Genomic DNA, 18,023 nt, shown 5'->3' with positions numbered 1-18,023 from the left:
AGGGGTCAGCCCCAGCCGCCGAGGTAGGCGGCGACGCTCGGCTCGCCGACCACGGGGGTCAGCCAGTCCACGGAGGCGCGGTGCGAGACGAACGCGACGCCCGCCCCCCAGCGTCGGGCGCGGAGGCGGGCCCGACGCGACTCGACCGTCACGAGCACGCGGCCCGACGGGCCGAGCAGCTCGATCGTGCCGAGCGACCCCACGCCGACGGCGTCGGTCGCCGATCGCAGGTCGCGCGCGACGTCGTCCCCGAGCCCGACCGCCGCGGCCGCCGCCCGGGCGCGGGCGTCGTCGGAGCCGCCCGCGTCGACCGGGGGCAGCACCCGCACGGGCCCGTCGACCGTCACGACCACCCGGGCGCCGGCGAGTGCCGCGGCGGCAGCGTCCGTCGACCGGCCGAACACCCGCCCGTCTGCCTCGAACACGGCCGCGACCTCGTCCGGCACCACGACCGTCACGTCCGGCACCGACGCCCGCACGCTGTCCACCGCCACGAACGCCGCCCCGGCCGAGATCGGCGACCCGGCCGAGGTCGGCGACCCGGCCGAGGTCGGCGACGCGGCCGAGGTCGGCGACGCGGCCGAGGTCGGCGACGCGGCCGAGGTCGGCGACGCGGCGGCGACCAGCTCGACGCACACGTCGACGGCTCGGCTGCGCACCCCGAACCCGCGCGAGCCGCGCACCGCGATCAGGTCGGCGAGGCGCAGGGTCTCGCCGTTCTTCTCGGCCTGGCGCCGCGCCTCCTCGGCCTCTCGAGCGGTGCGCTCGGCCTCCGAGGGAGCGCCGGCGGCGCCGGCCGAACCGGCACCCGCCGAACCGGAGCCCGCCCCGCGCCCTGCCCAGTCGGGCCCGTCGTGCCAGGCCACCGCGCCGGGCACGTGAGCGAACACGGCGCCGGCGAGCCAGGCCCGGTGGGCCCACTCCCAGTCCTCGCCGCCGTAGCTCGTGAACGACTCGTCGAAGCCGCCGACCTCGTCGAAGAACCACCGCGTGCAGCAGGTGACCGCACCGATCAGGTGGCGGTACGAGCGGTCGTCCGCGTTCAGCAGGTCGGCCGACCAGCCGTAGGCCTGCTGCAGCCAGCGCGGCTGCTCGAGCTCATGCGCGGGCCCGGCCACCTCGACCGGCTGGGAAACCGGCACCGGCACCGGCTCGCCGACACCGCCGACACCGCCGCGACCACCACCACCGCCACCGCCCAGTACCCCCGCGAAGTCCGCGTGCTTCCGCTGCCCGACGGTGACGGCCTCGGGCGCGAGCGCGGGCAGCCGGGTGAGGCGCAGCACGTAGTCCGGTTCGGGCGACGTGTCGGCGTCGACGAAGCAGAGCACCGAGCCCGTCGAGGCGGCGACGCCGACGTTGCGGGCGGCCGAGAGGCGGAAGCCGCGGTCCTCCTGCACGATCAACCGCACCCCGTCGGGCACGGTGGGTGCCGTCGGCGAGCCGTCGTCGACGACCACCACCTCGAGCCGGTCGGCGGGGTAGCTCTGTCGGGCGAGCGCGGCGAGGGTCCGGTCGAGCTCGGCCTGCTGCCGGTAGTGCACGACGATCACCGACACCAGTGGCGGCAGCTCGGGCCACACGCCGTCGAGGGCGTCCCACGAGTTGCCGACCACGAACCGCCCGCCCGCAGGAGGCGCGGTGCCGGTCACCGCGGAGGCCGACGACCCGGCGTCGCGGGTCACCAGCGCACCCCGTCGGTCCACCAGGCCGCGTAGGCGTCGGCGACCTCGTCGAGCCCCGGCAGGGTGTCGGCGTCGTGGTCGAGCCAGGTCGACGCCGGGTCGGCCAGGGCCGCCGCGATCGCCGCCGCGAGTCCGCCTTCGGGGTAGAGGGTGAGCGTGCCCGGCCTCAGCGTCGCCATCTCGCGGGAGTACCGCGTGTCGGGCACGAGTGGGCGCCGCCCGGCCGCGATCCAGGTCGCGATCGACCCGGAGGCCGACACGTGCTGGTGCGCCGCCACGGGCACCGACGCGCGCCGGGCACGGTCGAGCAGGGTCGCGTCGTCGAGGTAGCCCGTCGCACCGAACGGCACGCCGAGGGCGGCGGCCTCGTCGACGAGCTGCTGCAGTTCGGCCTCGTGACCCGGGGAGGCGCGGCCGAGCGCCACGACGCCGGTCACGTCCGCGTCCGGTCGCGTCGTCGCGCCGTCCGTCCGGTCGGCCCCTGCGCCGGGTCGCCCGGCCGCGAGTCCGGCGACGGCCGCGACGACCTCGGCGTGCCCCTTGCCCGGGTAGAAGAACCCGATGACGGCGACGTCGCCGTCCGGTTCGGGCCGCCCGTCCGGCAGCGGGTGACGGTCGACGGGCAGGGGGATCACCTCGACCGGGCCCTCGAAGCCGACCCGTTCGCGCAGCAGGGTGCGCTCGTGCTCGCTGTTCACGACGACGCCCCGGGCGACGGCGACCACGCGGGCGTAGGCCTCGCCGCGCCTCCGGAGGTTGCGCTCGCCGTCGGACGGCTGCGGCAGGTCGTGCAGCGTCACGGTGAGCGCGGTGCCGTCGGCCAGGTGCTCGACGACGTCGGCCGCGGCCGCGGGCGACGGGCCCCAGAGGCGGTCGGTGAACTGCAGGTGCGCGCGCGGCACGACGACGTCGACGGGTGCCGGGTCGGCTGGGGTGACCTCGACGGCCGGGGGGAGGGGCGTGGTCGTCAGCAGCTCGGGGTCGAGCAGGTACGGGTCGACCGGGGCCGTCGGCGCGGGGCCGTGCCCGTCGTGGCCGCCCGAGACGCCGGGCGGGCCAGGGGCGTCGACGGGTGCCGGGGCGTCGAGCAGGTCCGGGGCGTCGAGCAGGTCGGCCACGTCGAGCGCGAGGTGACGGCCGCTCCGAGCCTCGACCGTCGCGGCGATCCGGGCAGCGTACGCCGCGACTCCGTGCTGGGGGTCGTGGTGGGTGACGACCACCGGCAGCTCGGCGAGGTCGTGGGTGGCCGCCGCGGCGTCCGCCGCCTCCGAGCGGGCCGAGTCGCGGGCCGCGCTCATGCCGCACCCCAGAGGGCGAACGTGTCGGCGTGCCGGGCCAGGGCGGCTTCGACCGCGTCCGGGTGCTCGGCGTACCAGGCGAGGTGCGCCCGCCGCACCTCGTCGGCGTCGACGCGCTCGCCGCCGACGACCCAGTGGTCGGTCGGCTCGTCGTCGAGGCCCCAGGCGTCGATCACGGCCTGCTCGCGCGGGGCGTGGACGCTCGAGAGCACCGGCCGGCCCGGGTCGACGACGTGCTCGGGCAGGCCGAGCCGCTGCCGCACCCGCGACGCGAGGGCCGTCCAGACCGGGTTGCCCGGGTGGTTCAGGGTGCGCATCTGGTCGAAGCGCGGCGTGCCCGGCCCGTCGCCGCCCCGGCCGTCGGCACCGCCCGGCCCGTCGCCGCCCGGCCCATCGCCACCCCGCCCGTCGCCACCCCGGCCGTCGGCACCCGACCCGACCTCGAACAGGTCCGACGCGACGACCGTGTCGTGGGCCGCCTCACGCTTCCGCAGCTCGGCCAGCGACAGCTCGGCGACCGACCGCACGACGGCCGGGGTCAGGGCGTCGGCGGCCAACGGCCGACCCGCGGCCTCGGCGATCAGTCGGACGTCGTGGTACTCGACGACGGGCGGCACGAGCGAGACGTCGCTCGGCGGGCGGACGATGACGTGCGCGGGGTACAGACCCGCGAACCGGACGACGGGCACCCGGACGACCCGCGCCTCCCGGGGCAGCATCGCGGCCAGCTGGGCCGTGCCGAGCGGCAGGCCGTGGTAGTCGTCGCGCACCGGCTGCGAGACGAGCAGGCCGGCCCGGCCGAGCCACCGGCGCAGCTGCGGCAGGTCGGTGGCCGTCAGCTCGTGGACCGGGGGCATCCGGACCGTCGTGAGCCCCGCCCCGTCGAGGAAGATCCGCAGCGACTCGGCCTGGCAGTTGCCCACCACGAGGGCGATGGCGCCGTCGCCCTCGGGCTCGCTCAGACCGTAGAAGTCGCCGTAGTGGCGGGTGCGTCCGTCGGGTTCGGTTCGCTGTTCGGACATGGTTCCCTCCGGCCCGGACTCGGAACGGACAAAGGGGGTCGCGCGGGCCTATGTTGAGTCAACAGCGACTTCCCCGGTCGCGTCATCCTTTCCCGCCGCCAGCCCCGGCACATCCCACCCGCATCGCCGCGGGTGCTCGTCGTCCCTCCGGTCCAGGCCTCGCGCGCCGGTCCGGCCACGGCGGGCGATCCGATCACGCCGAGGAGGCTCCGATGACCCATGACGCCCCGATCCACGCCGCGCCGATCCGGGTCGCCTCCGTTCCCGCCGGGCACCCCTACGTCCGCTCGTTGCTCGACCCGGCCGAGGCCACGGCCCGGGTCGTGCACCTCGCCGACCCGCTGCCCGACCCCGCCGAGCCGGCCCGCTGGTGGCCGCCCGTGGTGCTCGACGCCGCCTGGTTGCGGGCGCACGCCGACGAGGTCGACCTGCTGCACGTCCACTTCGGCACGGAGTCGTACCCGACCGAGCACCTCGTCGCCGTCGTCGAGGCCCTTCGCGAGCTGCGCCTGCCGCTCGTGTACACGGTGCACGACCTGACCAACCCGCAGCTCGTCGACCAGGCGCCCCACCTCGAGCACCTCGACGTGCTGATCCCCGCCGCCGACGAACTGATCACCCTGACCGACCCGGCCGCCGACGAGGTCGAGGCCCGCTGGGGTCGCCGACCGACCGTCATCGCCCACCCGGCCATCGTCGACCCCGGGCTCGACGAGGGCCGCGACGCCGAGCTGCCGGTCGGCACGCCGGGCGACGCGATCGTCGTGGGCGTGCACCTGCGCGACCTGCGACCGAACGTCGCAGGCGACGAGACCGTCCGCACCCTGCTCGCGGCGGTCGCGGCCCTGCGTGCCACGGGCGCCCCCGTGGAGGCGCGGGTCGACCTGAACGAGCGGGTGCGCGACCCCGAGCAGGCGGCTCGCGTGCGCGAGCTCGTCCGTGCCGCCGGCCCCGCGGCGACTCTCGTCGAGCACCCCCGCCTGGACGACGCCGCACTCGAGCGCTCGCTGGCCGACCTCGACGTGTCGGTGCTGCCCTACCGCCACGGCACGCACTCGGGCTGGGTCGAACTGTGCTGGGACCTCGCCGTCCCGGTCGCCGCGCCCCGCGTCGGCCACGCCGCCGCGCAGCACCCCGAGGCCGGGGCGACCGCCTCGTTCGACCTCGACGACCCCGCCTCGCTCGCGGCCGCCGTGATCGCCCTGGTCAGCCCGCACGCCGTCGACGAGACCGCCGACGCCCACGACGACCCGGCCCGCGTGCCGGCCTCGCGGCGCGGCACGGCGCACCGTGCCGACCAGCAGCGACGCCACCGTCGGCTGCGGCGGCAGCAACGGCACGACGTCGCGGCGGCACACCTCGCGCTGTACGAGCGCGCCCTCGCGACGGTCGCGGCGGTGACGGCGTGATCCGCGCCTCCCGGCCCCTGCGCATCGTCGTGGTGGCACCGCTGCGCTACCCGATCCGCGAGCCGTTCGCCGGCGGCCTCGAGTCGAGCGTCCACCACCAGGTGCGCACCCTGCGCGAGCGCGGGCACCGCGTGACGTTGATCGCGACCGAGGGCTCCGACCACCTCGACCAGAGTCCGCCCGAGTTCGTGCTGCCCGCCGTGGTCTTCGACGACCCGGCCGAGGCCACCGACACGACCTACCCCGCGGGCTACCTCGAACGGGCGCTGCCGGCCCTCGAGCGGGCGCTGCAGCACGTCGCCGACCACGCCGACGACTACGACCTGGTCGACAACCACAGCCTGCACGGCGTCCCGCTGGCCCGGGCCGACCGCCTCGGCGTGCCGATGGTCAGCACCCTCCACACGCCGACCCTGCCCGACATGCTCGCCGCGCACCGCTCGTCCGAGGGGCCGCGCAGCCGCTTCGTCGCCGTCAGCGGGCACACGGCCGCCGCCTGGGCGACCGAGGGCGTCGAGGCGACCGTGCTGCCCAACGGCGTCGACACCGACCGCTGGGGCCTCGGCCCGGGCGGCGACGACCTCGTCTGGTCGGGGCGCATCGTGCCCGAGAAGGGCCTGCACCTCGCCCTCGAGGTCGCACGCCGTGCCGGGCGCCGCCTCGTGATCGCGGGTCGCATCGGCGACGTCGACTACTTCGAGACCGAGGTCGCGCCGCACCTCGGCGTCACCGCGCACTATGTCGGCGAGCTGCGCCAGCCCGAGCTGGCGGCCCTCGTCGGCCACAGCGGCTGCGCCCTCGTCACGCCCGTGTGGGAGGAACCCTTCGGCCTCGTCATCGCGGAGGCGCTGGTCACCGGCACGCCGGTCGTCTCGTTCGCCGTCGGGGGAGTCCCCGAGGTCGTGGCGGGCTCGCTCGGGGCCGCCCTCGTCCCCGCCGGCGACCTCGACGGCATGGCCCGCGCCGCCGACGACCTGCTGCGCCGCGTCGGGACGGACGCGATCGCCCGCCGAACCGTGCGACAGGACGCCGTCGACCGCTTCTCGCTGCGGGCCCGCGCCGCCGTGCTCGAGGGGTTGTACGCCGAGGTCGTGGCGTCGGACGCCCGGACGTCGGACGCCGGGGCGACGAACGCCGGGGCACGAGCCGGGGCGACGACCGACGCGACCGTCGTCGCGGGCCTGCACCGCGCCTCCTCGTCCCTCGCCGGCGGCCTGTCCGCCGTCAGGCCGGTCGGGTCGGGGCGACGCGCGGTGACGGCGTGACCGCGCGGCCGCTCGTCGGCTGGTACGTGCACCACCACGGTGCCGGGCACCGCACCCGCTTCTCGGCCGTTCGACCGCACCTCGACGCCGACGTCGTCGTGTTCAGCTCGCTGGCGGCCCCGGCCGACCTGCCGGACGACACCACCTGGGTCGAGCTCGAGCGGGACGACGCCCCGACCACGGGTGCCGACGGGGTGGTCCGTCACCCCGCCGACGCCTCGCCGACCGTCGGCGGCCTGCTGCACTGGGCCCCCGTCGCGCACCCCGGGCACACGGCCCGCCTCGGCCGCATCGCCGCCGTCGTGGCCGGTGCCGCCGCCGACGGCCGACCCTTCGACGCCATGGTCGTCGACGTCTCGGTCGAGGTGACGTTGTTCGCCCGCCTGCTCGGCGTCGAGGTCGTCGTCGTGTCGCAACCGGGCGACCGGACCGACGAGCCCCATCGGCTGGCGTACGACGCCGCCTCACGCGTGATCGCGCCGTGGCCCGCCGGCACCCACGACTCGTCCGCCCTCGACCGCGTCGCCCCGAAGGTGCGCTGGGTGGGCGGCATCTCGCGGCAGGCCGGGCGCCAGGTCGCCACAGCCGCGCCCGCTGTCGCCGCGGGCCCGTCGTCGGCGGTCGTGCCCGGCAGCGTGCTGTTCGTCGGCGGCGCCGGCGGCAGCGACCACGACGACCTCGCGGCGTCGCTCGCCGGGGCGGCCCACGCCACCCCCGACACCACCTGGTCGACCCTGGGGATCGACCGCTGGGTCGACGACCCCTGGGCCGAGATGGCCACGGCCGAGGTGATCGTGACCTGGGCCGGTCAGAACACCGTCGCCGACCTGGCCGCCCTCGGCGCCCGGGCCGTCGTCGTGCCGCAGACCCGACCGTTCGACGAGCAGCTCACGACCGCCCACGCGCTCGACCGGGCCGGGCTCGCCGTCGTGGCGACCTCGTGGCCCGCCGACGACGAGTGGCCGGCCCTGATCGAGCGTGCCCGCGGGCTGCGCCCCGACTGGTCTGCCTGGCAGGTCGAGGGTGCGGCCGCCCGGGCGGCGACGGTCGTCGCCGAGGTCGCCGGACGCGGTGTCGGACGCGACGCCGGCCGTGGCGCTCTGGCCGGAGCCCTCTCGTGACGGTCGTCGTCGTGACCCTCGCCTCGGCCACGCGGATGAAGCACGTCGCGAACCAGATCCGCTTCGTCCGCCGGGTGGCCCCCGACGCCGGCCACGTGGTGGTCTGGCTCGACGAGACGCCGGCCCCCGACGTCCCGGCACTCGCGGGCGTCACCACGCTGCACGTGCCGCCGGGGCCCGACGGCCTCCGCCTCGCCGCCGGCCGCAACCGCGGAGCCGACACGGCGATCGGCCGCGGCGCGACCCTGCTGGTCTTCCTCGACGCCGACTGCGTGCCGGGCGACGACCTGTTCCGTCACTACGCGCACGCCGCCGACGAGCACCCCGGCGCGCTGCTGAGCGGGCCCGTCACCTACCTGCCCGAGGGCTTCGTGCTCGGCGCGGGTGAGGGCCTCGACGAGGCGACTTCTCCGCACGCGGCGCGACCCGCGCCTCCTGCGGGCTCGACGGTCGTGGCCGGGGCCGCGGACTACCCGCTGTTCTGGTCGCTCTCGTTCGCCGTCACGCCCGCGACCTGGGCGCGACTCGGCGGGTTCGACGAGCGCTACGAGGGGTACGGCGGCGAGGACACCGACTTCGCCTTCACCGCCCGGTCGCTCGACGTGCCGCTCGTCTGGGTCGGCGGCGCCCACGCGTACCACCAGCACCACCCGACCTCGTCACCCCCGTGGCGGCACCTGCCCGACGTCGTCCGCAACGGAGCGCTCTTCGCCGAGCGGTGGGGCGAGTGGCCCATGGGCGGCTGGCTCGAGGCGTTCGAACGCGAGGGCGCCGTGCGCCGCACCGACGACGGGGGCTGGGCCCTCGTCGACGGCCCGGGCGTCGCGCGCTGACCCACCCCGGGTCGCACCCTTCCCGAGTACGCGCCGGCGCCTCCGCGTCGCACCGCTAGGTGAGCGTCGCACCGCCTGATTCGACGGTGCGACGTCCAGGTGACGGTGCGACGGCGCCTCTCGGCGGCAGGGGTGGCGGGGCGACACCCCGAGGAGGCGCGCGCGGCCCTCAGGGTCGGGTCGCCTCGTCGAGGCCCAGCGCTCGCCGCGCCTCCGACGCCCCGTCGACGTGCGGCGTCCACAGCGGCCGGACGAACGCGTCGCGCACGAGCCGCAGGTGCCGGTCGAGTTCGGCCTCACCCCGCGGGGCGACCCTCGACACCCCGTTGTCGACGTAGCCGAGCCGGCGCGACACCCCGAGCGACGCGGCGTTCCACTCGGCCGCGCTCGAGGTCGCGACCTCGGCGCCCAGGTGGTCGAAGGCGAACGACAACGCCGCGGCCCGCATCTCGGTGCCGAGGCCCTGGCCCTGGGCCGACGTGGTCAGCCACGAGCCGGTCTCGACGGTGCGCAGGGCGACGAAGTCGCGCCCGACCAGGTCTTGCACGCCGATCGGCACGCCGTCGCGGCGCACGACGAGGTTGAGCGACCACGAGGCGGGGGTGAGCGCGGCCCGCTGGCGCCACTGGTGCTGCACCAGACCCGCGGTCAGCTCGTCGTCGGGCAGGTCGGTCCACGGTTGCGAGAACGGCATGCGGGCGGGGCCGTGGATGCCGGCTCGGGCAGCCTCGACGAGCCCTGGCAGGTCGCCGTCACGCAGCACCCGCAGCTCGAGCCGCGGCGTGCGCAGGGTCAGGCGGAACAGCGGCCAGACGTCGACGAGGTCCATCGCCCGAGCCTAGCCAGGCGGCCCGTCAGTCGAGCTTGCCCTGGTCCGACGACTTCTTGTGGGCGATCGCGTCGCGTTCGGCGGCGAGGGACGCGACCGTGGCCGGGTCGAGGGCGTCGTAGTCGACGAACGGGTCGGGCTGGCCCGTCTTGTCGGCGACGACCGCCGAGTACGCCGACACGGCGAGGCGCAGCTTGGCGGTCGCCCGCCCGGCGCGTTTGCTCGACAGGGGTTTCTCCTGCATGACCTTGCGGTGGTGGTCGAGCGCCTCGACGAGGTCGCGGTGGGCCGTCTTGAGCTTTTTCGCCATGCGACGATCATGCCCACCCGACGCCGTTCTGCCAACACGACCTCGGCCCCGGGGGACCGACCGGGGTACGGCCGGCGCGTGGGGACGAGACGTGACCGGGGTGCTTTCACAGCGGGCGGCCACACTGCCGTAACCTCGCGGCGGGACCATCAGGCATGATCTCGCTGACCGGAGTGATCCGCCCCACCGACGAGGTGGCCGTGCTGCACGTCGTCGAGCAGAAGCTCCGGCGGCACTTCCCGGCGATCAGCGCCGCATCCGAGGTGCTCGTGCTGCAGGCCTGGGGCCTGCCCGTCCGGGTCACCGAGCAGCTCGCCCGGCTGCGCCTCGACGTCGTCGTGGGCGACCGGTCCGAGGCCGACACCTTCCGCGACACGGTCGGTGCCGAGCTGCGGGGCTGGTCGGGGACCGGTTCGCTCCGCGTCGACTGGACCGAGGACGTCCTCCCCGCGGTCGCACCCGTGACGCTCGGCGAGGCCGGTTGAGCGTGTCCGACCGAGGTCGCCGTCGAGGCGACCTCCGGCTCCTGCCCACCCGCGCCTCCTAGGATGCTCGACGACGGTGGCCGCCCGAGCCCCCGCCCACCGAGGGAGTGACGATGGCGGACGACGCACGACGAGGCCCGGCGCCCGACGACTCTCCCGACGACGGAGGCGCGGTTCGGGCCGGCGGGATCGCCCGCCACGGTCGCCTGCGCCGTGGGCACCCCGTGGCCTTCGCCGCGAAGGTGACGGCGGCCGCACTGGCCGTCGTGCTGGTGAGCACCACCTCGGTCGCGGCCATCGCGACCTGGCAGGTGCTGCAGACCGCCGCGCCGACCGTCTCGCTGACCGGACCCGACGGGTCGACGGCGACCCCCGTGCCGCAGCTGACGGCGCAGACGGGCGAGGTCAACCTGCTGCTCATCGCCACCGACACCCGCGAGGGTCAGGGCGCCGGCTTCGACGACCCGGCCAACCTCGAGGCCAGCAGCGGCGTCGGCAACAACGACGCGAACCTGCTCGTCCACATCTCCGAAGACCACACGAACATGGCCGTGGTGAGCTTCCCCCGCGACCTGATCGTGCCCATCCCCGAGTGCCAGGGCGACGACGGCAGCGTGACGCCGGCGACCGACGCGGCACCGCTCAACGAGGCGCTGAGGCGCGGCGGCGAGCAGAACGGCCTCTCGTGCGTCGCTCGGACCATCTCGGAGCTCACCGGCGTGCAGGTGGACTACGCGGGTGCCATCAAGTTCGACGGGGTGGTCGCCATGGCCGACGCGGTGGGCGGCGTCGACGTGTGCCTCGCCACGCCGATCCAGGACGACGACGTCGTGCCGGCGCTCGACCTCGAGGCGGGCACCGTCAACCTGACCGGTGCCGAGGCCGGGTCGTTCCTGCGCTCGCGGCACGGGGTCGGCGACGCCAGCGACCTGGGGCGCATCAGCAACCAGCAGACCTTCTTGTCGGCGCTGGCGAGGCAGACCGTGTCGGCGGGAACCCTGACCGACCCGACGAAGGTGCTGGCGATCGCCCGGGTCGCGTTCGCGAACATGACCCTCAGCGACACGTTGGCCGACGCGGCGACCCTGGCCAAGCTGGGCCTCGCCGTCAACACGGTGGGGCTGTCGAACATGGTGTTCGTGCAGTACCCGGCGGTCGACGCACCGTGGAACCGCAACAAGGTCATCCCCGACGAGGGCCCGGCGGCCGTGCTGAACGACGCCCTGCAGCGCAACCTGCCGCTGACCCTCTCGGCCGACAGCCTGGGGCGTTCGGCCGTGCTCGACCCCGACGCGCCGGCCTCCTCGAGCCCGAGCAGCCCCTCGGCGACGCCGAGCGACGAGCCGTCCGACGCGACCACGACGCCGACCGACGCCGCGTCCGGCGACGCGTCGACCGCGACGCCGGCCCCGACCTCGGCCGCGTTGCCCGACAGCGTGACGGGCCAGTCGGCCGACCAGGTCACCTGCGCCAAGCGCGATTGAGGGCCAAGCGCGACTGAGGGCCGCCGCCGTTCGGCGGGCCGCCGCCGTTGGGAGGGCCGCCGCCGTTCTGCAGGCCGCCGCCGTTCGGCGACCTCCGCGGGGGCGTGGGGCGGGAGGGCCCCCGTGTGGTGTCCGTGAGGATCGGCGCGATGGGCGTGAGGAAGTCGTGAGGAGCGTCGGGACGGCACCCGCCGAGGTGTCTACTGACTCGCTGTGCCCGTGACGGGCACCGAGCCGCGAGGCTCGCCGATCGTCCTCTCCCTTGGAGTCGTAGTGCTCGACATCGTGTACGTGCTCGCCGTCATCGCTGTGTTCGCAGTGGTGTCCCTCGTGGCGAAGGGGGTCGAGAAGCTGTGATCGTCTTCAGCATCGGGGCCGCCGTCCTCGCCGTGGCCGCCCTGGCGTACCTCGTGTACGCCCTCGTGAAGCCCGAGAAGTTCTGATGGACGCGTTGTTCGGCGTCCTCCAGATCCTCACCGTCGTGGTCGTCCTGGTGGCGCTCTACCGACCCGTCGGCGACCACATGGCGAACGTGTTCACCACGACGAGGGACCTCCGCGTCGAGCGGGGCTTCTACCGCCTCGTCGGCGTCGACCCGGCCTCCGAGCAGACCTGGCAGGCCTACCTCCGGGGCGTCCTGGCGTTCTCGTTCGTCGGCGTCCTGTTCGTGTACGCGATCCAGCGCCTCCAGGCGTTCCTGCCGTACTCGCTGGGCTTCCCCGCCGTCCCCGAAGGCCTCTCGTTCAACACGGCGGCCTCCTTCGTCACGAACACCAACTGGCAGTCGTACTCGCCGGACGTGACCCTCGGGTACGCGGTGCAGCTCGGCGGCCTCGCCGTGCAGAACTTCGTCTCGGCGGCCGTGGGCATCGTCGTGGCCGTCGCCCTGATCCGAGGGCTCGCCCGGGCGAAGACGGGGACGCTCGGCAACTTCTGGGTCGACCTGACCCGCACGCTCGTGCGCCTGCTGCTGCCCCTGGCCGTCGTCGTGGCGGTCGTGCTCGTCGCGGGCGGCGTCGTCCAGGACTTCGCCGGCTTCACCGACGTCACGACCCTGACCGGGGGCACCGCGACGATCCCCGGCGGGCCGGTCGCCTCGCAGGAGGCCGTCAAGATGCTGGGCACCAACGGGGGTGGCTTCTTCAACGCCAACAGCGCGCACCCGTTCGAGAACCCGACGCCGTGGACGAGCCTGCTGCAGATCCTCCTGATGCTCGTCATCCCCTTCTCGCTGCCGCGCACCTTCGGCCGCATGGTCGGCTCGACGAAGCAGGGCGTCGCGATCGCGGCCGTCATGGCCACGATCTTCGCGGTATCCCTGTCCGCCCTCACGTGGGCCGAGCTCCGAGGCGCCGGCACGGCACCGCAGCTCGCCGGCGGCGCGATGGAAGGCAAGGAGGCGCGGTTCGGCATCTGGGGATCGACCCTGTTCGGTTCGACCTCGACCCTCACCTCGACCGGCGCCGTCAACTCGATGCACGACTCGTACACGGCGCTCGGCGGCATGATGCCGATGATCAACATGATGCTCGGCGAGATCGCCCCCGGCGGCGTCGGATCGGGCCTCTACGGCATGCTCGTCCTGGCCGTCATCACGGTGTTCATCGCCGGCCTGCTCGTCGGCCGCACGCCCGAGTACCTCGGCAAGAAGATCGGGCCCCGCGAGATCAAGCTCGCCAGCCTGTACATCCTCGTCACGCCGACGCTCGTCCTGGCCGGCACCGCCCTCAGCTTCGCGATCCCCGCGGTGCGCGCCGACGTCGAGGGCACCTCGATCTGGAACCCGGGCCTGCACGGCTTCAGCGAGGTGCTCTACGCCTTCACGTCGGCGTCGAACAACAACGGGTCGGCCTTCGCGGGGCTGACGGCGAACACCCCCTGGTTCAACACCGCCCTCGGCGTCGCGATGCTGCTCGGCCGGTTCGTGCCGATCGTGCTCGTGCTCGCCCTCGCCGGATCGTTCGCCGCCCAGGCCGTGGTGCCCGCCACCGCCGGCACCCTCCCCACCCACCGGCCGCAGTTCGTCGGCCTCCTCACCGGCGTCTCCGTGATCGTCACGGCGCTGACCTACTTCCCCGTCCTCGCACTGGGACCGCTTGCCGAAGGGCTGCAGTGACCATGTCCACCACCACCGACTCATCGACCCCAGACACGCCGACCACCGACTCACCGACCACCGACACGCCGACCGCCGAACGCGGGGGTGACCAGGCCCCCACGAACCGGGGAGGCGCGTTCGGCGCGGCCCAGCTCGTCGCCGCCCTGCCCGGGGCCCTGCGCAAGCTCGACCCGCGCGAGATGTGGCACAACCCCGTCATGTTCATCGTCGAGGTGGGCGCCGCCTACACGACGATCCTCGCGGTGGCCGGCCTCTTCACCGGTCCCCAGACCTCGGGCGGGTCGCCGGTGCCCGGCTCCTTCACCTGGGCCATCGCGATCTGGCTCTGGCTCACCGTCGTCTTCGCCAACCTCGCCGAGTCCGTCGCCGAGGGGCGGGGCAAGGCCCAGGCCGAGACCCTCAAGGCGACCCGCACCAGCACCACGGCCCGGCGCGTGGCGTCGTACGACGCGACCTCCGACGCGGGGGCCGAGCGCGCCTCCGTGGAGTCCGTCTCGTCGGCCGACCTGACGCTCGGCGACACGGTCGTCGTGACCGCCGGCGAGTTGGTGCCGGGCGACGGCGACATCGTCTGGGGCATCGCGAGCGTCGACGAGTCGGCGATCACGGGCGAGTCCGCCCCCGTGATCCGCGAGTCGGGCGGCGACCGCAGCGCGGTCACCGGCGGCACGCGCGTGCTCTCTGACCGCGTCGTGGTGCGCATCACCAGCAAGCCCGGCGAGACGTTCGTCGACCGGATGATCCGCCTCGTCGAGGGTGCCTCGCGGCAGAAGACCCCGAACGAGATCGCGCTGAACATCTTGCTCGCGAGCCTGTCGATCGTCTTCGTCGTCGTGACGCTGACGCTGAACCCGATCGCCGGGTACAGCGACGCGTCGGTGAGCATCCCGGTGCTCATCGCCTTGCTCGTCTGCCTGATCCCGACCACGATCGGCGCGCTGCTGAGCGCCATCGGCATCGCGGGCATGGACCGTCTCGTGCAGCGCAACGTGCTCGCCATGTCGGGGCGCGCGGTCGAGGCCGCGGGCGACGTGACGACGCTGCTGCTCGACAAGACCGGCACCATCACATACGGCAACCGGCAGGCCGCCGAGTTCACGCCCCTCGACGGCATCGCACGGGCCGAGCTCGTCGACGCCGCCGCGCGGTCGTCGCTCGCCGACCCGACGCCCGAGGGCAAGTCGATCGTCGACCTCGCGCTGACCACGGGGTGGCACGACGCCGACGGTCGACCCGGCGTCATCGTCCCCTTCACGGCCCAGACCCGCATGTCGGGGCTCGACCTGCCCGACGGCCTGCAGATCCGCAAGGGCGCCGGTGCCTCGGTCATCTCGTGGGTCGAGCAGGACCGCCGCCTCGCCTCGAGCGAGCACGACGAGCTGCAGGCCCGCATCGACGAGATCTCGAACGCCGGCGGGACGCCCCTCGTCGTCGCGACGAAGACGGCGGCGGCCGGGGCTCGCGTGCTCGGCGTGGTGTACCTCAAGGACGTCGTCAAGACCGGGCTGCGCGAGCGCTTCGCCGAGCTGCGCTCGATGGGAATCCGCACGGTGATGGTCACCGGGGACAACCCGCTGACCGCGAAGGCGATCGCCGCCGAGGCCGGCGTCGACGACTACCTCGCCGAGGCGACGCCCGAGGACAAGCTCGCGCTCATCGGTCGCGAACAAGAAGGAGGCGCGCTCGTCGCGATGACCGGCGACGGCACGAACGACGCCCCGGCACTCGCCCAGGCCGACGTGGGCGTCGCCATGAACACGGGCACCTCGGCCGCGAAGGAGGCCGGCAACATGGTCGACCTCGACAGCGACCCGACCAAGCTGATCGACATCGTCCGCATCGGCAAGCAGCTGCTCATCACCCGAGGGGCGCTGACGACGTTCTCGATCGCGAACGACATCGCGAAGTACTTCGCGATCATCCCGGCGATGTTCGCCGGGGTGTTCCCGGGGCTCGGGGTGCTGAACCTGATGCAACTGAGCTCGCCGGCGTCGGCGATCCTCTCGGCGATCGTCTTCAACGCGCTCGTCATCGTCGTGCTCATCCCGTTGGCCCTGCGGGGCGTGCGGTACCGGGCGGCATCGGCGTCGTCGATCCTGTCGCGCAACCTCCTCGTCTACGGACTTGGCGGCGTCGTCGCCCCGTTCGTCGGCATCAAGATCATCGACCTCGTCGTCAGCGTCATCCCCGGCTTCTAGCCGGCGACCGGAACCGAGAAAGAGACCATGAACACACGCACCCTCCTCCGCCAGTACGGCGTCGCCCTCCGCGCGATGCTCGTCTTCACCGTCGTCCTCGGCGTGGCCTACACGGCCGTCGTCACCGGGGTCGGGCAACTCGTCCTGGGTGGCAAGGCCGACGGCTCCGCCCTCCGCGTCGACGGGAAGACCGTGGGCTCGTCCCTCATCGGGCAGTCGTTCACCGACGCCGACGGGGCCGCCCTGCCCGAGTGGTTCCAGTCACGGCCCTCCGCGGCAGGGGACGGCTACGATGCCTCGGCGTCGAGCGGCAGCAACCTCGGCCCCGAGAACGACGACCTCGTCGCCGCGATCGACGAGCGCCGCGCCGCGATCGCCGCGAGCGACGGCGTCGACCCGGAGGACGTCCCCGCCGACGCCCTCACGGCGTCCGCCTCGGGCCTGGACCCGCACATCAGCCCCGACTACGCCCGCATCCAGGTCGAGCGCGTCGCCACGGCTCGCGACCTGCCGGTCGCGGACGTCGAGGCCCTCGTCGAGGAGCACACCCAGGGCCGGGACCTCGGCTACCTGGGCGAGCCCACCGTGAACGTGCTCGAGCTCAACGCGGCCCTGGCCGAGACGGGGCGCTGAGGCCGGCGGGTGTGCCCGGCGGCGGGCTGCCCGGCGGCCTGGCGGCCCGGCTGCCCGGCTGCCCGGGCCGAACTCCGCGATGAACCCGGTTTTGAACGATGAACCCGCAAGGAACGGGGTTGATGGTTCGAAACCGGGTTCATGGCTGGTGGGGCGCGGGTGCGGGGCGCGGAGCGCGGAGCGCGGGGCGCGGGGCGCGGGGCGTGGGCGGAGGGCGCGGGTGCAGGTGCGGGGTGCTGCATGGCCGGGTGCCGGGTGCCAGCGTGATCCGGTACGTACCGGATCAGCTGGCGGTCGGGCGTGAGGTTCGCCCCGAACCCCGTTCGCGAAGATGAACCCCGTTTTTTCGGGGTTCGTCTTCGTGAACGGGGTTCGGGGCGATGTGTCTTCCCCGGGGGGACGGGAAAACCCCGCCTCGTGCGGGGGCACGAGGCGGGGTCCACCGGGATCGCCGACCCCGTCGAGCAGGGCGGGGCCGGTGCGTCGTCACGGAGACGCCCGGATGAGTGTTACTCCGTGGCGGCGGTGATCTTCGCGACGCCGACGAGCATCTCGTCCTGGACGGCGTCGGTGTTGAAGGTCTGGTTCAGCAGGGCTGCGGCGTCGGGGCTGATGTGGACGGTGGTGCCCTCGAGGACGGCGTTGGTGCCTTCCATCTGGATGGGCTTGAGGGTGCCGCCCCAGAGGTTGAAGAGGTAGGCGTCTTCGGCGGCGACCTGGCCGTTGGCGGTGACGGTGCCGTAGAGCTTGCTCTCACCCGGGTCGATGCGGAAGTCGGTCAGTTCGACGACGGTGTCGCCGGCGGTCAGCGACAGGCCGGAGCCGTCGTGGTCGATCTCGCCCTGGACGTAGGGGCGGACGTCGCCGTTGGGGTCGTAGTAGTCGACGTTGCCGCCGGTGATCGGGAACGCGAACGTGCCCGTGGCGGAGTCGAAGGTCGCGTTGCCGACGACACCGGGGGTGAGGCCGAGCGAGGTGAGGGCTTCGACGAAGGATGCGTCGACGGTGACCTGGGTGTCGACGCCGTTGCTGAGGTCCGCGATCGAGGCCAGGGGGGTGGCCTCGGCGCTGGGCTCGGCCGACGCGGAGGTCGAGGTCGAGGAGGTGTCGGTCGCGGTGCCCGAGTTGGACGAGCAGGCGGCGAGGGAGAAGATCAGGGCGCCCGAGGCGGCGATGCCGAAGGCGGCTTTCGTGATGCGCTTGCGAGTGAAGGCGTTCATGGTGAAGCTCCTTGTCTGTTGGTCCCGGTGGGGATGTACAGGGTTCGCCACCACGACCCGAACCGATGGGTGAAGTCCACGTTCGTTACCCGCTCGTGATCTTCACCCCCGA

The 18,023-nt window shown here is 74.2% G+C and carries 17 protein-coding genes; 11 read left to right on the top strand and 6 right to left on the bottom strand.

Features of this window, described 5'->3' with window-relative positions:
• Positions 1–5: 5 nt before the first annotated feature.
• The 3 genes from ITJ55_RS06185 to ITJ55_RS15950 are packed head-to-tail and all read right to left on the bottom strand — an operon-like array spanning position 6 to position 4,005.
• Positions 6–1,685: a glycosyltransferase family 2 protein gene (locus tag ITJ55_RS06185; protein WP_370544043.1), complete on the bottom strand. Its 1,680-nt coding sequence runs from the start codon at positions 1,683–1,685 to the stop codon at positions 6–8.
• Positions 1,682–2,983 carry a hypothetical protein gene (locus ITJ55_RS06180; protein WP_194594516.1) on the bottom strand — a complete coding sequence of 434 codons (1,302 nt, stop codon included), beginning with the start codon at positions 2,981–2,983 and terminating at the stop codon, positions 1,682–1,684. Before ITJ55_RS06180 ends, ITJ55_RS06185 begins: the two co-directional genes overlap by 4 nt.
• Positions 2,980–4,005: a WcbI family polysaccharide biosynthesis putative acetyltransferase gene (locus tag ITJ55_RS15950; protein WP_228497572.1), complete on the bottom strand. Its 1,026-nt coding sequence runs from the start codon at positions 4,003–4,005 to the stop codon at positions 2,980–2,982. Before ITJ55_RS15950 ends, ITJ55_RS06180 begins: the two co-directional genes overlap by 4 nt.
• Positions 4,006–4,217: 212 nt before the next feature.
• Here ITJ55_RS15950 and ITJ55_RS06170 point away from each other — a divergent pair, with 212 nt between their 5' ends.
• From ITJ55_RS06170 to ITJ55_RS06155, 4 genes are read left to right on the top strand one after another with little or no spacing between them, the layout of a single operon-like run.
• Complete coding sequence (locus ITJ55_RS06170; RefSeq protein WP_194594515.1) at positions 4,218–5,414, top strand: glycosyltransferase family 4 protein; 1,197 nt, start codon at positions 4,218–4,220, stop codon at positions 5,412–5,414.
• On the top strand, positions 5,411–6,679 hold the full coding sequence (locus tag ITJ55_RS06165) for a glycosyltransferase (RefSeq protein WP_370544042.1): 1,269 nt from the start codon (positions 5,411–5,413) through the stop codon (positions 6,677–6,679). Before ITJ55_RS06170 ends, ITJ55_RS06165 begins: the two co-directional genes overlap by 4 nt.
• Positions 6,676–7,800, top strand: a complete 1,125-nt coding sequence (locus ITJ55_RS16485) for a glycosyltransferase (protein WP_194594514.1) — start codon at positions 6,676–6,678, stop codon at positions 7,798–7,800. The genes ITJ55_RS06165 and ITJ55_RS16485 overlap by 4 nt, the downstream gene beginning before the upstream one ends.
• Positions 7,801–7,811: 11 nt before the next feature.
• On the top strand, positions 7,812–8,633 hold the full coding sequence (locus ITJ55_RS06155) for a glycosyltransferase family 2 protein (RefSeq protein WP_370544041.1): 822 nt from the start codon (positions 7,812–7,814) through the stop codon (positions 8,631–8,633).
• A gap of 169 nt (positions 8,634–8,802) precedes the next feature.
• On the opposite strand, the gene ITJ55_RS06150 is transcribed toward ITJ55_RS06155, so the two are convergent.
• Together ITJ55_RS06150 and ITJ55_RS06145 are read right to left on the bottom strand one after the other, a co-directional pair.
• Complete coding sequence (locus ITJ55_RS06150; protein WP_194594513.1) at positions 8,803–9,462, bottom strand: GNAT family N-acetyltransferase; 660 nt, start codon at positions 9,460–9,462, stop codon at positions 8,803–8,805.
• A 25-nt stretch (positions 9,463–9,487) separates the two neighbouring features.
• On the bottom strand, positions 9,488–9,772 hold the full coding sequence (locus ITJ55_RS06145) for a hypothetical protein (RefSeq protein WP_194594512.1): 285 nt from the start codon (positions 9,770–9,772) through the stop codon (positions 9,488–9,490).
• A gap of 155 nt (positions 9,773–9,927) precedes the next feature.
• Between ITJ55_RS06145 and ITJ55_RS06140 the strand changes: the two genes are divergently transcribed.
• The 7 genes from ITJ55_RS06140 to kdpC all read left to right on the top strand — a co-directional run bounded on the left by ITJ55_RS06140 (position 9,928) and on the right by kdpC (position 16,691).
• On the top strand, positions 9,928–10,257 hold the full coding sequence (locus ITJ55_RS06140; protein ID WP_194594511.1) for a hypothetical protein: 330 nt from the start codon (positions 9,928–9,930) through the stop codon (positions 10,255–10,257).
• A 113-nt stretch (positions 10,258–10,370) separates the two neighbouring features.
• Entirely contained in the window at positions 10,371–11,741 is a 1,371-nt protein-coding gene (locus ITJ55_RS06135; RefSeq protein ID WP_194594510.1) for an LCP family protein, read from the top strand.
• A gap of 219 nt (positions 11,742–11,960) precedes the next feature.
• A complete protein-coding gene (locus ITJ55_RS16230; protein WP_157490114.1) occupies positions 11,961–12,098 on the top strand; it encodes a hypothetical protein in 138 nt (45 codons plus the stop codon).
• The gene (gene kdpF, locus ITJ55_RS16480; RefSeq protein WP_056259158.1) at positions 12,095–12,184 is read left to right on the top strand and encodes a K(+)-transporting ATPase subunit F; all 90 of its coding nucleotides are present in this window, start codon (positions 12,095–12,097) and stop codon (positions 12,182–12,184) included. The genes ITJ55_RS16230 and kdpF overlap by 4 nt, the downstream gene beginning before the upstream one ends.
• Positions 12,184–13,857 carry a potassium-transporting ATPase subunit KdpA gene (gene kdpA, locus ITJ55_RS06120; RefSeq protein WP_194594509.1) on the top strand — a complete coding sequence of 558 codons (1,674 nt, stop codon included), beginning with the start codon at positions 12,184–12,186 and terminating at the stop codon, positions 13,855–13,857. The genes kdpF and kdpA overlap by 1 nt, the downstream gene beginning before the upstream one ends.
• Before the next feature lie 2 nt (positions 13,858–13,859).
• Positions 13,860–16,058 (top strand): potassium-transporting ATPase subunit KdpB, encoded by a 2,199-nt coding sequence (gene kdpB, locus ITJ55_RS06115; protein ID WP_194594508.1) that lies wholly within the window; start codon positions 13,860–13,862, stop codon positions 16,056–16,058.
• Between the two features lie 27 nt (positions 16,059–16,085).
• A complete protein-coding gene (kdpC, locus tag ITJ55_RS06110) occupies positions 16,086–16,691 on the top strand; it encodes a potassium-transporting ATPase subunit KdpC (RefSeq protein WP_194594507.1) in 606 nt (201 codons plus the stop codon).
• 509 nt (positions 16,692–17,200) lie between these two features.
• On the opposite strand, the gene ITJ55_RS06105 is transcribed toward kdpC, so the two are convergent.
• Positions 17,201–17,911 carry a hypothetical protein gene (locus ITJ55_RS06105; RefSeq protein ID WP_194594506.1) on the bottom strand — a complete coding sequence of 237 codons (711 nt, stop codon included), beginning with the start codon at positions 17,909–17,911 and terminating at the stop codon, positions 17,201–17,203.
• Positions 17,912–18,023 lie beyond the last annotated feature (112 nt).

Source organism: Frigoribacterium sp. VKM Ac-1396, assembly GCF_015350895.1.
Classification (GTDB): Bacteria; Actinomycetota; Actinomycetes; order Actinomycetales; family Microbacteriaceae; genus Frigoribacterium.
Note: the sequence above shows the minus strand (reverse complement) of the source record. Positions and strands in the feature narration are given on the sequence as shown.